The sequence below is a fragment of the Rhizobium sp. BK650 genome, assembly GCF_014195325.1.
Lineage (GTDB): Bacteria > Pseudomonadota > Alphaproteobacteria > Rhizobiales > Rhizobiaceae > Rhizobium.
This window is the reverse complement of record NZ_JACIBK010000003.1, coordinates 246,874-262,392: the sequence shown is the minus strand read 5'-3', so window position 1 is coordinate 262,392 and position 15,519 is coordinate 246,874. Positions and strand designations below refer to the sequence as shown.

Annotated in this window: 15 protein-coding genes and 1 pseudogene; 5 read left to right on the top strand and 11 right to left on the bottom strand. The window is 61.0% G+C overall.

The annotated features are described in order from the left end of the window. Nucleotides 1–55: 55 nt before the first annotated feature. Together FHX15_RS09505 and FHX15_RS09500 are read right to left on the bottom strand one after the other, a co-directional pair. The gene (locus tag FHX15_RS09505) at nucleotides 56–1,057 is read right to left on the bottom strand and encodes a FecCD family ABC transporter permease (protein WP_184395992.1); all 1,002 of its coding nucleotides are present in this window, start codon (nucleotides 1,055–1,057) and stop codon (nucleotides 56–58) included. Between the two features lie 16 nt (nucleotides 1,058–1,073). After that, the gene (locus FHX15_RS09500) at nucleotides 1,074–1,988 is read right to left on the bottom strand and encodes an ABC transporter substrate-binding protein (RefSeq protein WP_409527007.1); all 915 of its coding nucleotides are present in this window, start codon (nucleotides 1,986–1,988) and stop codon (nucleotides 1,074–1,076) included. Between the two features lie 260 nt (nucleotides 1,989–2,248). On the opposite strand from FHX15_RS09500, the pseudogene FHX15_RS09495 reads away from it, so the two are divergent. Further along, nucleotides 2,249–2,631: pseudogene (locus FHX15_RS09495) on the top strand (VOC family protein). A 15-nt stretch (nucleotides 2,632–2,646) separates the two neighbouring features. Here the strand turns inward: FHX15_RS09495 and FHX15_RS09490 are convergent. The 4 genes from FHX15_RS09490 to FHX15_RS09475 all read right to left on the bottom strand — a co-directional run bounded on the left by FHX15_RS09490 (nucleotide 2,647) and on the right by FHX15_RS09475 (nucleotide 6,698). Next, a complete protein-coding gene (locus tag FHX15_RS09490) occupies nucleotides 2,647–4,464 on the bottom strand; it encodes a methyl-accepting chemotaxis protein (RefSeq protein WP_184395990.1) in 1,818 nt (605 codons plus the stop codon). A 275-nt stretch (nucleotides 4,465–4,739) separates the two neighbouring features. After that, on the bottom strand, nucleotides 4,740–5,498 hold the full coding sequence (locus FHX15_RS09485; protein WP_184395988.1) for an alpha/beta hydrolase: 759 nt from the start codon (nucleotides 5,496–5,498) through the stop codon (nucleotides 4,740–4,742). A gap of 121 nt (nucleotides 5,499–5,619) precedes the next feature. Continuing rightward, complete coding sequence (locus tag FHX15_RS09480; RefSeq protein ID WP_184395986.1) at nucleotides 5,620–5,916, bottom strand: putative quinol monooxygenase; 297 nt, start codon at nucleotides 5,914–5,916, stop codon at nucleotides 5,620–5,622. Nucleotides 5,917–6,023: 107 nt separating this feature from the next. After that, nucleotides 6,024–6,698 carry a type 1 glutamine amidotransferase domain-containing protein gene (locus FHX15_RS09475; RefSeq protein ID WP_184395984.1) on the bottom strand — a complete coding sequence of 225 codons (675 nt, stop codon included), beginning with the start codon at nucleotides 6,696–6,698 and terminating at the stop codon, nucleotides 6,024–6,026. Between the two features lie 548 nt (nucleotides 6,699–7,246). On the opposite strand from FHX15_RS09475, the gene FHX15_RS09470 reads away from it, so the two are divergent. Beyond that, the gene (locus tag FHX15_RS09470) at nucleotides 7,247–10,108 is read left to right on the top strand and encodes an ATP-binding protein (protein WP_184395982.1); all 2,862 of its coding nucleotides are present in this window, start codon (nucleotides 7,247–7,249) and stop codon (nucleotides 10,106–10,108) included. Between the two features lie 292 nt (nucleotides 10,109–10,400). Next, nucleotides 10,401–10,964: a dihydrofolate reductase family protein gene (locus FHX15_RS09465; RefSeq protein ID WP_184397105.1), complete on the top strand. Its 564-nt coding sequence runs from the start codon at nucleotides 10,401–10,403 to the stop codon at nucleotides 10,962–10,964. Here the strand turns inward: FHX15_RS09465 and FHX15_RS09460 are convergent, their stop codons facing one another. Then, nucleotides 10,965–11,414 carry a cupin domain-containing protein gene (locus FHX15_RS09460; RefSeq protein ID WP_184395980.1) on the bottom strand — a complete coding sequence of 150 codons (450 nt, stop codon included), beginning with the start codon at nucleotides 11,412–11,414 and terminating at the stop codon, nucleotides 10,965–10,967. 42 nt (nucleotides 11,415–11,456) lie between these two features. Here FHX15_RS09460 and FHX15_RS09455 point away from each other — a divergent pair, with 42 nt between their 5' ends. After that, entirely contained in the window at nucleotides 11,457–12,482 is a 1,026-nt protein-coding gene (locus FHX15_RS09455; RefSeq protein ID WP_246778910.1) for a LysR family transcriptional regulator, read from the top strand. 10 nt (nucleotides 12,483–12,492) lie between these two features. On the opposite strand, the gene FHX15_RS09450 is transcribed toward FHX15_RS09455, so the two are convergent. After that, the gene (locus FHX15_RS09450) at nucleotides 12,493–12,837 is read right to left on the bottom strand and encodes a helix-turn-helix transcriptional regulator (RefSeq protein WP_184395977.1); all 345 of its coding nucleotides are present in this window, start codon (nucleotides 12,835–12,837) and stop codon (nucleotides 12,493–12,495) included. Nucleotides 12,838–12,943: 106 nt separating this feature from the next. On the opposite strand from FHX15_RS09450, the gene FHX15_RS09445 reads away from it, so the two are divergent. Continuing rightward, nucleotides 12,944–13,690 (top strand): glucose 1-dehydrogenase, encoded by a 747-nt coding sequence (locus tag FHX15_RS09445; protein ID WP_184395975.1) that lies wholly within the window; start codon nucleotides 12,944–12,946, stop codon nucleotides 13,688–13,690. A gap of 83 nt (nucleotides 13,691–13,773) precedes the next feature. Here the strand turns inward: FHX15_RS09445 and FHX15_RS09440 are convergent, their stop codons facing one another. The 3 genes from FHX15_RS09440 to FHX15_RS09430 are packed head-to-tail and all read right to left on the bottom strand — an operon-like array spanning nucleotide 13,774 to nucleotide 15,368. Continuing rightward, the gene (locus tag FHX15_RS09440) at nucleotides 13,774–14,274 is read right to left on the bottom strand and encodes a GNAT family N-acetyltransferase (RefSeq protein ID WP_184395973.1); all 501 of its coding nucleotides are present in this window, start codon (nucleotides 14,272–14,274) and stop codon (nucleotides 13,774–13,776) included. 28 nt (nucleotides 14,275–14,302) lie between these two features. Continuing rightward, nucleotides 14,303–14,812, bottom strand: a complete 510-nt coding sequence (locus FHX15_RS09435) for a GNAT family N-acetyltransferase (RefSeq protein ID WP_246778909.1) — start codon at nucleotides 14,810–14,812, stop codon at nucleotides 14,303–14,305. Between the two features lie 52 nt (nucleotides 14,813–14,864). Further along, nucleotides 14,865–15,368, bottom strand: coding sequence for a pentapeptide repeat-containing protein (locus tag FHX15_RS09430; protein ID WP_184395969.1), 504 nt, complete (start codon nucleotides 15,366–15,368; stop codon nucleotides 14,865–14,867). Nucleotides 15,369–15,519: the final 151 nt, after the last annotated feature.

The following is a 15,519-nucleotide window of genomic DNA, read 5'->3' as shown; positions in this document are numbered from 1 at the left end:
CGCCCGCCCGCCGCAAGACCGCCCGCCGCAACACCGCTTGTCGCAAGACGCTCGATCATCGGCCAACTCCGAGCTGTATGCGGCCGCGCTGGACGAGATAGATGAAGACCGGTCCGCCGAGCATGGCAGTCGCGATTCCGACGGGAAGCTCGCGCGGCACGGCGATGCTGCGACAGATGACATCGGCCGACACCACGATCAGCGACCCGATCGCTGCGCAAAGGCCGATCTCCCAGCCGGTGCCGCGTGGCCGCAGAAGCCGCGCGATATGCGGGGCTGCCAGGCCGACGAAGCCGACAGGCCCGGCAATGGGCGCCACACCCGCCACCGGGATGACGGCAAGGACGAGGATGACCGGCTTCCACAGCCCGAGCTGCAGGCCCATGCCGGCCGCAGCGTGATCGCTGAGCATGAACATCCCGATGACGCGGCGCGCAAGAAGCGCACCGAGGACGCCGGCCAGCGTCCACGGGAGCATGTATGCCAGATGCGACCAGGTGCGGCCCTGGAAGCCGCCCGACACCCAGAACAGCAAAGAGGCCGACTGCGGCCCGGTGAGGAGCAGGACATAGGTCGTTATCGCCCCCAGGAAGAGCGATATGCTGATGCCGCCGAGCGCAAGCTGCAACGGCCGGCCCTGGCCACCCCGCGAGACCCAGAAGGTAACGGAGGCCGCAGCCAGTCCGCCGGCAAGCCCGATGAACGGATAGGAGACGGGAGAAACCGAGGGAAGAAAAACGAAGGACCAGACGATCGGGGCAACCGCGCCGGCCGTGACACCGGTGATACCCGGATCGGCCAGCGGATTGCGCGTCAGCGTCTGCAGAACATATCCCGACACCGCCAGACCGGCACCGGCGGCCGCAGCGGCGAGGCTGCGCGGCAGCCGGAGCGTCCAGACGAGGATCGAGTCGATCTTCCCGTCCGGCGCCAGAAGAACCCGGATCGCCGTCCCGACCGAAAGCGGCCGGGCGCCGACCAGCAATCCGATGACGAGGACCAGCATCGAAGCAGCAATGAGGAGCCCGATCGTCATACAGGATTGCCGAGGGCTCATCGCCTGCCTGTCACCGTTACTTCTGCGCTTCGGCAGGAATGATCTTTGCCGCTTCCGCGCGCACGTCGACCGCCGGGAACGTGTCGGGATAGAGATAATGGGCAGCCTCGCGCAGCACGATCTCGCGCGCGATCGGGCCATTGGTCTCCACCCACTGATCCCCGACATAGAAGACGCGGTTGTTCTTGACCGCCGTCAGCTGCGACCAGATCGGATTGCCCTCATGCGGACGATCGGGGCCGGAATCGTAGATGAAGAGCACCTCGGGATCCTTCTCCAGCATCGTTTCCAGGCTGAGATCGATGCCGAATTCGCCGCCGGCATCCTTCGGCCCGGCGATATTGTCCCCGCCGATCGCGTTCACGATCGAGGCGGCGGTGTTTTCATTATGGAAGGCAAAGGGTGTCGCGCCGCCCCACATGATCGCGTAGCGCGGATGCACGTCCTTCGGCGCCTTGCCGGCAAATTCCGCCAGGTGCGCGGCAAACGCCTTGTTCAACTCCACGCCGCGCTCCGGCTTGCCGAGAAGTTTGGCGACTTCGGCGATCTCGCGATCGCTCTCCTCCAGAAGCTCCATGTTGTAGGCGACATAGGGCGCGATCTTCTCGAGCTGCGCCGCGCTGCCGACGGTGTAGCGACGGATCGCGATGATGATGTCGGGCTTGGCCTGCGAAAGCAGTTCGAGATTGGGCTTGGCCCGCTGGCCGATCTGCTTCATCTGGGAGGTCAGCCCGAGCAGGAAGTCAGGCTCCCGGCCCGCGGTCATATAGGTGCTCGCCACCGGTTTGACGCCAAGTGCCAGCGCGACGTCATCAGCGAAATAGGAGATGGCGGCGATGCGTTTCGGCTGGGCCGGAACCTCGACGGTAACCCCGCGATCGTCCTTGATCGATATCTTGGCGCCCTCGTCCGCGAAACTCGCGCCCGACATCAAAAATGCCGTCACGCCAACCATATATGCGAGTTTTTGAATGTAGCGTGTCACCGCTGAGCCTCCCCGAGATAACGTTGGGGAGGATTAGAGGATAAAGCGGAGAATTTCAATCATGATTTAGCGTGATCGGCAACGGAGGGCTCCGGTCGTACATTTCAAAGACCCCTCCCGATGCGCGTCTGCATTTTCCGCATGGCATACGATCGACTCTTTGCTGTCGCCACCACCGCCCTAGCTTATCCGAAGGAGGAATTAATATGGCCACTGTCAGCGTTCGTTATATCGTCGACGACGTCGATGCAGCGATTGCCTTCTATACGCAAGCGCTCGGCTTTACGCTCACCATGCATCCGGCGCCGAGCTTCGCCATGCTCGCCAGAGGGGATCTTCGCCTGCTCGTGAATGGAACGACGGGGCCAGGCGGCGCGTCCCAGCCCATGCCGGATGGACGCCGGCCCGAACCCGGCGGATGGAACCGCATCCAGCGGAGGTCGACAATATCGAAGACGAGGTCGCACGCCTGCGCGGATCAGGCGCGAAGTTTCGCAACGAGATCGTCGCCGGAATGGGCGGCAAGCAGATCCTCGTCGAAGACCCCGCCGGCAACCCGATCGAATTGTTCGAGCCGCCCAAGAAGTAGCTGAAGCAATTCGGCTCAGGCAGCGCGGATTGCCGTGACTGCGGGCCGTACAACGGCGATCCGAAAGCGCGAAACGATCTCTTCCAGCGCCAGGACCTGCTCGTTGAGCCCCTTGCAGGCCGAGTTGGTTTCCGCCGCCATGGCGGAATTGCGTTGCGTCACTTCGTCCATCGCGTGAACCGAGCTGTTGATCTCGCCGATCGCCGAGGACTGCACGTTCAACGACGTGACCACCGCATCGATCAACTGGCCGACATGCTGGACCCTGGTCTCGATATGGGAGAGCGCTTCGCCCGTTCGGTTGACGAGCGCCACGCCGGAGCCGACCTGGTCCGAAGATGTCGAGACCAGAACCTTGATCTCCTTGGCGGCGTTGGCCGAGCGGGAGGCAAGTTCGCGCACTTCCTGTGCCACGACGGCAAAACCCTTGCCGGCTTCACCCGCGCGGGCTGCCTCGACACCGGCATTGAGCGCCAAAAGGTTGGTCTGGAAGGCGATGTCGTCGATGACGTTGATGATCGAGCCGATCTGGTCCGACGAACCCTCGATCCGCTGCATTGCCGCGATTGCCTCGCGCATCAGGTCGGCGCATTGCAGCGCAGCCTTGCTGGTCTCATCAGTCATTCGGCTTGCCTCGGCCGATTGTGACGAGGAATTGCCGACGGCCGAGGTGATCTCGGTAAGTGCGGCCGATGTCTCCTCGATGGTGGCTGCCTGCTGCTCGGTCCGCTTCGACAGCGCCTCCATGGCGCCGGCGATATCCTGCGAAGAATGGCGAAGCGTGCTGGTCGCGCCGGAAACGGAGTCGATCGAGCTGGACAGCGTATCGACGCTGGAATTGAAGGCGGCGCGAAGCTCTTCGTAGGCGGGCGGGAACCTGGTATCGATGCGGAAGCCGAGATTGCCGCGCGACAGTTCATCGAGCGCCCGGGTAAGTGTGTGGATCACCGCGTCACGCGCGCCTTCCTCGGAAGCGCGGTCCGAGGCCAGCTGCCGCTCGCGGATCACTTCGGCTTCCTTGGCCGCCGCCTCGCGCAGGTGCGCTTCGCGGCGTTCGAGCGAATTGGTGCGGAAGACGACGACGGCCTGCGCCATCTGGCCGATCTCGTCGTTGCGCTCGGCAAAGGGCACGTCCTGCGAGAAGTCGCCATTGGCAAGGCCGCTCATATAGCGCTTCATGCCATCAATGGGCAGAATGGCGCGGCGGCGGAAGAAATAGAGCCCGGCGAGCAGCAGCAGGAAGGACGCGAGCGAGGCCGCTGCGGCGGCCGAGGTCCATGTCATGATCTCATCGGCAGCATTCTTCTCCTGCCCCTTGAGATAGGTATCGGAATTGACCACCAGCTTTTCGACAGCATCCTGATGTTCGTGGAAGGCGGTTCTCAGCTTGACCATCGGTTCGGCCGCGGCGCCGCCTTTCCCGGTTTTGAGCGCCGGAATAACGTCCTCGTCCATCACCTTCCAGAAAATGTCGCCCTTGGCGACCACGTCCTTGTTGAGCTCGTCCTTGAGCGGCTGCGGCAGGTCGGTTGTCTGCCAATAGGCGCGGCGATCGTCATAGGCTGCCTTCAGCGTCGCGATCTTGGCGAGGTTGGCATCAACAAGATCGGGAAAGTCGTTGGCCTCATGCGACAGCATGTAGGATTCGACCACGAAAAGCGGCGGCGGGAGGATATCGGCGATCAGATCCTTGCCATAGACGATCTGCTCGTAGATCGGTCCGTTGACCTTGAGCCGTTCGAGCGCGGTCTGCTGCAGCCCAAAGGAAGCGAACATGCCGACGGAAACGGCGATGCCTACGACGGCGAGATTTCTGGCAATGGTGAGCTTCATGATCGATCCCCGATATGCGGCAAGCCGCCGTTTGCGCGCTCGATCCACCTCCCGAGCGAGCACATGTCCGGACCGTAATATTGTATGGTAAATAAATAGTCTCGATTGCCATGCTATCTTTAACATCGAGACGACAGGAAATATTATTTGTCAATTCCAACGTCAGCGCCGCCGTAGAAACCGATTTCTTTCTTCGGCGGCGGAAATTCATACTTGATGCTCTCGGCAAGCGACGCAATCGCATAACAACAACGCGGCGCAACGTCACGGGCGCCCTAGTTCGACGGCGCGGCCGCACTGGTGATGAAATCCGCCACCTCCTGCGGATGCGAAAGCATCACGGCATGGCTGGATTCGATTTCGACGGTCTTGGCGCCGGCCCGCGCTGCCATGGAGCGTTGCTGGCTGGGCGGGATCATGTGGTCGTTCTTCGTCACCATGAAGTAGGTAGGCTTCTCCTTCCACGCCGGCGTGGTGATTTTGGTCTGCACCGCGCCGAGCCCCCAGGGAACCTGAGATGCGGCCATGAACTTCGTTTTGGCGGGATCGACATCGGCTGCGAAGGAGGTTGGGAACTTCGCAAAGTCTACCAACAGAAAACCGTCGCTTGGCGGAAGCAGCGGCGCCTTGTCTTCGCCCGGCGTCGGTGCCGTGCCGATGTCGTAGACCGACTCGCCGGCTTGAAGCGCGTATGCGGCGAGGTAAACCAGGCTCTTGACCTTTGGCAGGCTGCCGGCCTCGGTAATGACGGCGCCGCCGTATGAATGGCCGACAAGGACCACCGGTTTGCTGGCTCGGGCGATAACCTGCCTGGTGGCATCAACGTCACCCTGCAGGGTAATCGTGGGGTTCTGGACGGCCAGCACCTCGTAGCCCTCGGCAGATAGGATGTCGTGAACGGCCTGCCAGCCCGAGGCATCGACGAACGCACCGTGCACCAGCACGATGGACACGGGTTTGTCAGCTGCATGGCCGACGACGGCGGAAGCGGTTGTGATCATGACGGCGAGCAATCCTGTTATCACGCTTTTCATCAGAGTTCTCTCCCTAGAGCAATTCCAGCAAAAGTGTGCAGCGATTTTGCGTCCGGAATTGCGTAAAAAACAAAGAGATAGAGCATTTTCGTGGTTCGAAGAAAAACGGAAATGCTCTGGGTTAATCGACCTCGACCGGGTCGAGGGTGATCGGTGTCCGGTCGGCGAGATCGCCGATCCGGGCGGCATAGTCCTTGAAGTGCGGGCTATCGCGATGGGCGGCGACGGCCGCGTCATCGACATAAAGTTCGTCGAGCACCAAGCGGTCCGGATTGGCCTTGTCTCGCCAGATATCCCACCGCAGATTTCCGGGCTCGGCCCGGCTGCGTACTCGCATTGCCGAGAGAAACGCTCCGAGTTCGGATGCCTTGTCAGGGTGCGCGGTCAGGATACCTACGATCTTCACGTGAGTGGACATGGTTCATCCCCATCTTGGACGTGACCCATCTTGGATGTGAGTTGGACAAATGCCGGCCGCAGTCTGCAACCGGCGAACCGGGCCGAAGTGCGGCCCGGTTCACAAACTCACGCCCGATCTCCCAGAGCAGCGAGCAACTCTTTTGCGAGCGGTGCCGCCGAGGCGGGATTCTGGCCGGTGATGAGGCGGCCATCAACGACAACATGAGGTTCCCAGTTGGAGGCAGACGAGTAATCGGCGCCTTCCGCCCTCAATGCGTCCTCGAGTTCGTAGGGTACGTCTTCGCGAGCATAGTCAAATTCCTCCTTTTTCGAGAAGGAGGTGAGCTTCTTGCCGCGCACGAACGGCGCGCCGTTGCCGAGGTCCACGCCGAGCAACGAGCACGGCCCGTGACAAACGGCACTCACGAGCTTGCCGGTTGTCCAGGCGCGCACGACGGCCTTCTGGACGTCGGCATTTCGCTGGATGTCGACCATCGGGCCGAGGCCGCCGGGGATCAGGATCGCGTCATAGTCCGCGGCGTCCACCTCGGATAACTTGCGGCTGTGATTGAGGCGACGAAAGGCCTTGCTCTCGAGAAATCCCTTCTGTGCAGGATCCTTCTCGTCATAGGCGTCATACGGCGTCCATCCCCCAGCGGGTGAGGCAAATTCGATTGCAATCCCGGCCTTGTCGAGCACATCGTAGGGATGAGCGACCTCGGCGAAAAAGAAGCCGGTCTTGCGACTATGTGGGCCAATTACGGATGCGTTGGTGACGATGAACAAGACATGTTTTGTCATGGCTCTCCCCAATTGAATGACAATAATGCCGGAGATTCCGGCTGAGGGCGGATTCAGGCTAAGGGCGTCCGCAGTCCCCTTTGGGCAGCGACGCGTGACATGGCCTGGAGGCAATCCGGTCCCGATCCGCCGCCTCATCACCGCCGCTTGGCATCACAGGACACTTGGTCGGTGCCCTCTGATCGCGTTTTAATGCTATATTGACAGCCGGCGGGAGCTTGGCATCCTAGACTGCGCCAATACATCTGCGCCGTCGAATTCTATTACTGACATTTTAATACTTGGCCGCCTGGGCGACCGCCGTGTTTCTATCGAGCAGTCAGGGCCACGCCCTTTCCGCAAACTATCAATGCTCGTGAGCGCCGAATTTTTGCTTATGCAGCCAATCTACATGTGCATGCCATCTGCCGCCCGTTAATTGAGGTAAAATCTGGTTATCAGCTCCGCCGCTCCGACCCATGCCAGCCACTTCGCCCCTCGCCGGCTTCGACCATGAGGACGGCGCGACCTTTCTCTGATCTCGTGGCCTTCATCGAAGGAAAAAGATTGTGACGAGCGACCTTGCCGAGCGGCCTTCCCGGTCCTTCTCCTTTGGGCCTTTCGTGCTTATTCCAGAGCGCCAGCTGCTCTTGCAAGGCAATGCCCCGGTTCGGATAGGAGGCCGCGCGCTGGACATCCTGACCGTCATGGTCGAGCGCCCGGGCGAACTGGTGAACAAGAGCGAGTTGATGGCGCGTGTCTGGCCGAACGTGGTTGTCGATGATGGCAACCTCAAGGTCAACATGGCGGCCTTGAGACGAGCCCTCGGCGACGGGGTTGGGGCCGCGCAATACATAGCTACCGTTACCGGCCGGGGCTACCGGTTTATCGCGCCAGTCGCGGTCAATGGATTGCCTGGCTTGGCGCCATCCTCGCCGGTCGCGGCAATACGCCGACACAATTTGCCGATCGCGACCACAAGTGTCTTCGGGCGGGCTGATGCGATTGAAGGCGTCGGACGCGATTTGGAGGCATCCCGGCTGGTTTCGGTCGTCGGTGCCGGCGGCATCGGAAAGACAACGGTTGCGCTGGCCGTCGCCGAGCAGAAGATTGGGAAGTTCGGAGACGGCATTTGGCTGATCGACCTGGCGCCGTTGAAGGATTCGTCGTTTGTGCCCTTTGCCATCGCGAGTGCAATCGGTCTGGCAACGCACTCTGCGGATATGCTGGCTGCCTTGGGCAGCTATCTCCGCGATTGCGAGATGCTCCTTCTGTTCGACAGTTGCGAACATATCATCGAAGCGGCGGCCTTCTGTGCGGATCGGATACTGGCCGAAGCGCCACGCATCAGGATTCTCGCCACCAGCCGGGAGCCGCTCCGCGTGAGAGGCGAACGCGTCCGCCGACTAGCGGGGCTGGACGCGCCGCCTGCGTCGTCCGACTTGAAAGCTGCCGAAGCGCTCACGTACCCCGCCATTCAGCTCTTCGTGGATCGCGCGACCGACAGGCTCGAGTCGTTCGAACTGAGCGACGCCAATGCAGTGACGGTTGCCGAGATTTGCCGGCGGCTCGATGGTCTTGCGCTGGCGATCGAACTTGCGGCGACGCGCGTCGATTCTTTCGGCACGGACGGATTGCTCGCGCATCTGGACGATCGATTTCGCCTGCTGAGCGGGCATCGCGCCGGACCCGAGCGCCACCGCACGCTGACGGCGGTGATCGACTGGAGCTATGATCTTCTCTCGCTGGGCGAATGCGCGGTCATGCGCAGACTGTCGGTCCTTGCCGGTTCGTTCAGCCTCGACGCGGCCTGCGCCGTGGCCGGTGAAGGCTTCGAACGGGTGCGGGTGATCGATGACGTGGCCAACCTGGTCGCAAAGTCTCTGCTTTCGGTGGATGTCGTTGCCGACAAGCTTGTCTATCGCCTGCTGGAGACGACGCGCGCCTACTGTCTCGAACGGCTGCAATCGAGCGGCGAGGAGGAGATCGTCCGCCGCCGTCATGCGGAGCATATTTGTGCGGTCCTGGAGCGGGCAGCGAGCGAGTGGGCCTTGCGCCCCGCCCCGGAGTGGGCACGCGCCTATGGAGGCGTCCTCGATGACCTTCGATTGGCGCTGGATTGGGCCGGCGGGGCCGCCGCGGACGGATCGCTGTACATCCGTCTCTCTGTCGCTGGCTGCCTGCTCTGGAACCACTTTTCTCTTACCGAAGAATGCCGCGTCCGCGTCTCGCGGGCGCTCGAGGAACTCGACGCGGCCGGACTTGTCGGAACCGCGGCCGAGATGCAGCTTCAGGTGTCGTTCGCAGGCGCGACGATGTTCATGCGCGGCGCCATCCCCCTCGCCCTCGACGCCATGCGACGGGCGCTGGACATTGCCGTTCGCATCGGCGACATCGATCATCAGCTCCGTTGCCTGCGGATGATCGGTACATATCAGCTGTTCGGCGGCGAACACGATGCCGGAATAGCAACGCTTGAGACCTTCGTTTCAGTCGCCGCCGCGGCGGACCCTTCCGCGCTGCCGGCCGGCGAAACGCACTTGGCGGTAGCCGACTTGTTCATCGGCCGGCTTGAAAGCGCCCGGCAGCAGATCGAACGTTTCTACGGCAACTACTTGAGAGACTCCAACGATCCGCGGTTCGCACGTTTCCTGTACGACAGGAATGTCGACGTCGGGAATATCCTGTCGCATATCCAGTGGCTCACGGGTTTGCCCGACACGGCCGCTCATACTGCAGAAGTGACAATTGGGCTAGCGAGAGAAACCGGGCATGAGCTTTCGCTGAGCAATGCACTCGCATGGGCCAGCCTGACCTTCCTTATGATAAGGCATTATCAGGAATGTGGCCGCCTTGCCGCGATGCTCGACGATCAAATCGTCCGGCATGGCATTATCATCTGGCGGCCGGTTGCAACCTTCTGTCGCGGTGCAGTGGCATGCGCTGAGGACGATACGGCGGCCGAAGGATTGGCTCTGCTCGAACAAGCTGTCTGGGAGTTTCGCACTATCAGGCATCTGGTGCGGTTCCCCTTCTATCTCGCCGGCTTTGCGGACGCATTGGCCAAGCGCGGCCGCCAGGCGGACGCTGCCGCCATCATCAAGGAGGCACTCGATTGCGCCCGCGCACAGAACGAGCAGTGGTGCGTTCCGGAGCTTCTTCGCATCCGGGCCTCTATTCTTACGGCCGAGGCCCGGCCCGATGAAGCGGAGACGCTCCTTGTCGAGTCGATGTCGCTCGCCCTGGAAATCGGCGCGCTGTCGTGGCGATTGCGATCAGCCTGCGATCTCGCAAAGCTCTGGCATGTCTCGTCGCGGGCGCAGGATGCGCGCAGAATGCTGCAAGCAGTTTACGCCGAATTCACCGAAGGCTTCGAAACGCACGACCTTGTCGCCGCAGCCGACCTGCTCGCCTCGTTGGCGCATCTTTAGGGGTGGTAAGGCATTGCTAAAGCATGTCGCGCAGAAGTGTGCAGCGGTCTTGCGACCACGACATGGGCAGAGCATGCTGCCCAGTCGGTTTGGTCCCATGTGAGATAGGGCAGTCCCCAAATTTTAATTCGGGATGTCGGCATCAGTCTCGCTCGAACGTCCTTGGGGAATATCAAGACCGCCCGCCCCGGGCCTCCGCCTGCCTGAACGAGCTTTTTTGCATCAATAATCCACCCGCACAGCGAATTCCCGGTTTGGAAAAAGACCACAGGAGATAAACGTGTCTGTATCAGTGCTCTTCATGTCCATGTCACTGGACGGGTATATCGCGGGACCGAACGATGAAGTGGGCAATCCCGGCGGCGACGACTTTATGCGCTTGCACGAGTGGTACGGGGATTTTTCCCGACCGGCCGGACCACTCGGACAATTGTGGGACGAATGGAATGGGCCGGGTGCGATTTTGGCCGGTCGGCGAACCGTGGAGCAGGTCGATCACTGGGGCGGTGACAATCAAGGCGTCCCGATCTTCGTACCCAGTCACAGGCCGCCCGGGCCATCCGTCGCGAATTATCCGTTGGTCAAATATGTGAGCGACGGGATCGCGAGCGCAATGGCGCAGGCAAAGACCGCCGCCGGGGACCGGGACGTGTTGGTGCTTGGCGCGTATACGGCGCAACGGGCGCTGGAAGCTGGCGTGCTCGACGAACTGCAAATACACCAGGTTCCAGTCTTGTTTGGATCGGGCCGGCGACTGTTCGACGTCTTACCATCGCGCATCGAGTTGGAGATCGTTCGGGTGATCGATACACCCGAGGCCACGCACATCCGCTACCGCGTCCGCCGGCCATCGTGATCAGTCGTCGGCAAGCGGCGGTCCAGTGAAGCGAAGGCGATGCCTGCCGGCAGATTCCGCGATGCGATCCATATCCTGCGGGATTTGGAACTGGCCCGCCGCCATATCGGCAAAAAAGCCTTCGAAGCCGCCCGGCGTCAGGATCACCAGATGCCGCGAAGGCATGCTGCCGATGACCCTGAAGGTATGCTCCATTCCGCGCGGCACGAAGACGGTCTCACCCGCCTGCTTGATAAAGGTCTCGCCCTCCACCCAGAATTCGCAGGATCCGGAAATGAGGACGAAGGTTTCATCCTCTCTTTCATGGATATGTCGCGGCGGTCCGCTTCCAACGGGCGAGAGGCTGTCGACGATGGACATCGCCCCGCCAGTTGCTGCAGCCGTAAGAATAGTCCGATAGGTCACTCCCAGCCACTCAATCGTGTCCGGGCATTCAAGTAGGTCGATCATCGTTTCCTCCTGCCGTCAGAATGAAACGAAAGCGCTTTCGTCTTGCAGTTTCTAGCACCGCCTCCATTATTAAAAAAATCGTTTGATGAAATAGAAGCTATCGGTGAAATGAATTTCGCGACCTTTGATCTCAATCTTGTGCGCGTGCTCGACGCCTTGTTGCGGGAAGGTTCGACTGTGAAAGCCGGCGAGAAACTGGGAATGTCCCAGTCAGCGGTTTCCGGCGCACTTTCCAGATTGCGCCATGCCCTCGGTGATCAGCTGTTCGTCCGCCATGGCCAAGGATTGCGCCCGACCGATTATGCAAGAGGTTTGGCCATGCCCCTTCGTGAGGCGCTCGACAGGATGGAGGCGCTGTTGAGCAGCACCTCTTTCGATCCTGGCAGCGCCAACCTCACCTTCAAGCTGGCAGGCAGCGACTTCTTCGCGGAGATGCTGATGCCGCGGCTGGCACGAGAGATACACCAACGTGCGCCTGGTATTCGGGTGCAGTTGGTCGACCTGGTGCCGAACAGCTACATCGACTCTCTCGAGCGGTATGAAGCCGACATGGCTCTCATCCCGGATGCAGAGTTTCCAGATTGGATCGACCGGCGTCCGCTGTTCCGATCATCCTTTACAACGATCGCTCGCAGAGGAAACGGCGCGATTGAAGCGGCCGGAATAAAGCCGGGTGAAACCTTGCCGATCGATCTGTTCTGCGATCTCGGACACATCCTCTTCTCGCCCGAAGGAAAAACAAAAGCCATGGGCGATGCGGCACTCGCCAAAATCGGGCGATCCCGGAAAGTCGTCATGACCGTTCCAGTTTTCTTTGGCGTCTGTCGGGCTGTGAGCGAGAGCGATCATATTGCGCTCGTCCCGCGCCAGTTGGCGGAGCGCTTGTCTGACCTTTTCGGGTTCTCGCTTTATATCCCTCCCATGCCGCTTCCGCCGGCACTCATTGTCGGCGTATGGCACAAGCGCGCGACAGGGAACCCCGCCCATCGTTGGATTCGGAACCTGATCGCCGAGATATTGCTGCCCCTCAATGTCGGAGAGCAGGCACTGCCGACCGAAACGCGCTGAGGTGCTTCGCTCAGCCTGCGTTCGACTGTTCCGGCGGTCGTCCGTAGGCGCTGAGAATGGCCTGGATCAGACCGGGAAAGCGCCGATCCACTTCCTGACAGCGCGAATGGTTGCGCATCTCCACGCCATGACGCTCGCCGCGGATAAGGCCGGCCTCGCGCAGCACCTTCATATGCTGCGACAGCGATGATTTGGGAATGACGCGGCTGCCGAGATTGGCAAGCGCAGTACATGTGCCGCTGGAGCCAAGGCCCGCGATTTGCGCGAAGATCGCCACGCGCTCCGGATCGGAGAGCGCGTAAAGGATCGCTTCCGGCTTCAGATCCTCGACGGCTGGGTGAAAGAGCGGTCTCATGAATTTTTATATAGGGCTACTTGATATCATGATCAACAGTTCCGAATTTCTGAACTACGGAACGAAGCCGTCACTCCCGGCGGCACTCCGGTCGAAAGGAATTGATATGTCTAAGCTTGCTGGAAAAGTCGCCGTCGTGACAGGAGCCTCCAAGGGGATCGGCGCTGGGATTGCCAAGGCGCTCGCCGCTGAAGGCGCAAAAGTGGTGGTCAACTATGCCTCGAGCAAGGCCGGCGCGGACGCTGTCGTCGACGCGATCGCTGCCGCCGGCGGCAAGGCCGTCGCGGTCCAGGGCGATGTGTCGAAGGCGGAACAGGCACAGGGACTGGTCGACGCCGCGATCAAGGAATTCGGCCGTCTCGACGTGCTGGTCAACAATTCCGGCGTCTACGAATTCGCAACGATCGAAGAGATCACCGAGGAACATTATCACCGCCAGTTCAACGTGAACGTTCTCGGCCTCCTGCTGACGACCCAGGCCGCCGTCAAGCATATTGGCGAGGGCGGCAGCGTGATCAACATTTCCTCCGTAGTGACCAGCCTCGCCCCGCCCGCCACCGCCGTCTATACCGGGACCAAGGGAGCCGTGGACGCCATCACCGGCGTGCTTGCCAAGGAGCTCGGTCCGCGCAAGATCCGCGTCAACGCCATCCTCCCTGGCATTGTCGAGACCGAAGGCGCGCACGCCATAGGCGTCATCGGCTCCGATTTCGAGCACACCGCCGTGGCTCAGACCCCGCTTGGGCGTATCGGCCAACCCGATGATATCGCGAGAATCGCAGTCTTCCTTGCTTCCGACGACGCCGGCTGGCTGACCGGCGAGCGAGTGACTGCCGCCGGCGGTTTCCACTGATCGTCTATCCCGGATGCGTGCTCTTCGTGGGGCACGCACCCAGCCTCCGGCTGCCGGTGCATGGGACGGCTTTCGACATGCGATCAGTCCGGAAACTCTTCCCAGACCTCGGCATAGGCCTTGAAGCCGCTGCGCTCGTAAGTGGCCTTGGCTTTGGGATGATCCCAGGTGTCCGTGTGGAGCCAGACGCGCTCAGGCCGATCGTTCCATATCGCCCTGAGCGACCAGTCCAGCAGATAAGGTCCGAGACGACGGCCCTGGACCTCGGGAACGAGGCCGAAGTGTTTCAGCTCCACATCCTTCTCCCCAATGCCCGTGAACTCGCATAGCCCGACTGGCCGTCCTTCGTGCCGCAAAATGTAGAGAGCCGTGGAACTGCTGCACAGGAACGCAAGAAGCCCTTCCCTCGTCATCCGCAGACGCTCGTCCCACTGCAGGGGCATCCCGACGGACCGATAGAGCCGAAGATAGTCCTCTGCATCCGGACACTCCTTCGCGATCCCGGCCTCCGCAGTGGGAGACGACTGCGCAGGCCCTCGCGGCGGCGCGAGCTGTTCCATATAGGTGATGAGAAGACGGACCATAAATGTGGGAACCCCTGAAATCGATATCTCATATCGACTGACCAGCGATACAGCCGAACATCCGGAAATCATGGAACGCGTCTTTGAACCATGCTTTCTGACGGAGCGTCCCCTCATACCGGAACCCGGCCTTTTCCAGAACGCGGTCCGATGCCGTGTTGCCGGGCAGCGTCCATGCCTCGATGCGGTTCAGGGAGAAGTGATCGAATCCGCATTTCGTGACGGCTTTCACCGCTTCGGTCATCAGCCCCGTCCCCCAGACCGAAGGGTGTATTTCGTAGCCAAGCTCGGCCCACTTCCAATGCCTGTCGATGCGGTTGAACCTGATAGCGCCGAGAACCCGGCCCGACATGCGATCTTCTATGATCCAGGCGCAGCCCTTTCCTTTGGCGTAGGCCTCGCACATCCATTTCATCGAGCGTCGGGCCTGGGCTATTTTCGGAGCATCCGGCAAATCGGAAAAACGGGTAACCTCCGGGATCTGAAGCAGCCCGTGGAAATCGTCGCAGTCGCCGATATCGGGCGAGCGCAGGCTCAACCTGTCTGTCAGAAGCAGAGGGAAACCGTTTTCCTGATGTGGCATGGCAGGATCAGGACGCCTGGGATTTTCGGTAGGCCGCAACGATCTCTTCGAGCGGCACCCCGTCGAGCATGGCGCCAGGCATGCGGCAGTTGGAAAAGGTAACACCGGAGAGATTGATGTTCTGGAATTGCGATCCGGACAAATTGACGTCGTTCACGTACCAGCCGGTCATGTTGCTGTCGTTGAATTTGGCGCCGGAAAAGTTGATCTGGTTGAACCATGTTCCCGTAAGATTGGCGTCGTTGAAACGTGATCCCGACAAGTCGGTGTCGTTGACGTCAAGCCTTTGCGTCGTCCGATGCAGCATGATCTCATCGCCGACGACTGAGAAGAGAAGCGGCTTGTCGCCCGCATCCTGCCCGACCGCAGCAGAAAGCGTGTTCCAATCCTTCACGCCAAATTGCTTTGCAATCAGTTCCAGGCAATCGCCGTGGGACAGCTCTATCCTGCGATCACTGAGGGCCTGCCGCAGGGCTTTCGCCATGCCCTTGATACCAAGTGTCCTAAGCATTCCAGTTCCTCCAGGGCAATCAAAACGTCAGAGCTCACATTGCTGACCGACTGCCGAAGGGCTGGAAGTCGAACGGGGTATCAAAAAGTGTTTTCACCATACCAGGTTTGGCGTGAGCGGCGGGCAACACAAGGCCTTGGCGAATTACTAC

Excerpts from the sequence above, each read along its gene's own strand:
- FHX15_RS09440 (WP_184395973.1), bottom strand. The coding sequence starts at position 14,274 with ATGGTCCGTCTTCTCATCACCTATATGGAACAGCTCGCGCCGCCGCGA.
- FHX15_RS09450 (WP_184395977.1), bottom strand. The coding sequence starts at position 12,837 with ATGAGACCGCTCTTTCACCCAGCCGTCGAGGATCTGAAGCCGGAAGCG.
- FHX15_RS09430 (WP_184395969.1), bottom strand. The coding sequence starts at position 15,368 with ATGCTTAGGACACTTGGTATCAAGGGCATGGCGAAAGCCCTGCGGCAG.
- FHX15_RS09485 (WP_184395988.1), bottom strand. The coding sequence starts at position 5,498 with ATGAAAAGCGTGATAACAGGATTGCTCGCCGTCATGATCACAACCGCT.
- FHX15_RS09445 (WP_184395975.1), top strand. The coding sequence starts at position 12,944 with ATGTCTAAGCTTGCTGGAAAAGTCGCCGTCGTGACAGGAGCCTCCAAG.
- FHX15_RS09490 (WP_184395990.1), bottom strand. The coding sequence starts at position 4,464 with ATGAAGCTCACCATTGCCAGAAATCTCGCCGTCGTAGGCATCGCCGTT.
- FHX15_RS09505 (WP_184395992.1), bottom strand. The coding sequence starts at position 1,057 with ATGAGCCCTCGGCAATCCTGTATGACGATCGGGCTCCTCATTGCTGCT.
- FHX15_RS09500 (WP_409527007.1), bottom strand. The coding sequence starts at position 1,988 with ATGTCGGGCGCGAGTTTCGCGGACGAGGGCGCCAAGATATCGATCAAG.
- FHX15_RS09460 (WP_184395980.1), bottom strand. The coding sequence starts at position 11,414 with ATGATCGACCTACTTGAATGCCCGGACACGATTGAGTGGCTGGGAGTG.
- FHX15_RS09475 (WP_184395984.1), bottom strand. The coding sequence starts at position 6,698 with ATGACAAAACATGTCTTGTTCATCGTCACCAACGCATCCGTAATTGGC.
- FHX15_RS09480 (WP_184395986.1), bottom strand. The coding sequence starts at position 5,916 with ATGTCCACTCACGTGAAGATCGTAGGTATCCTGACCGCGCACCCTGAC.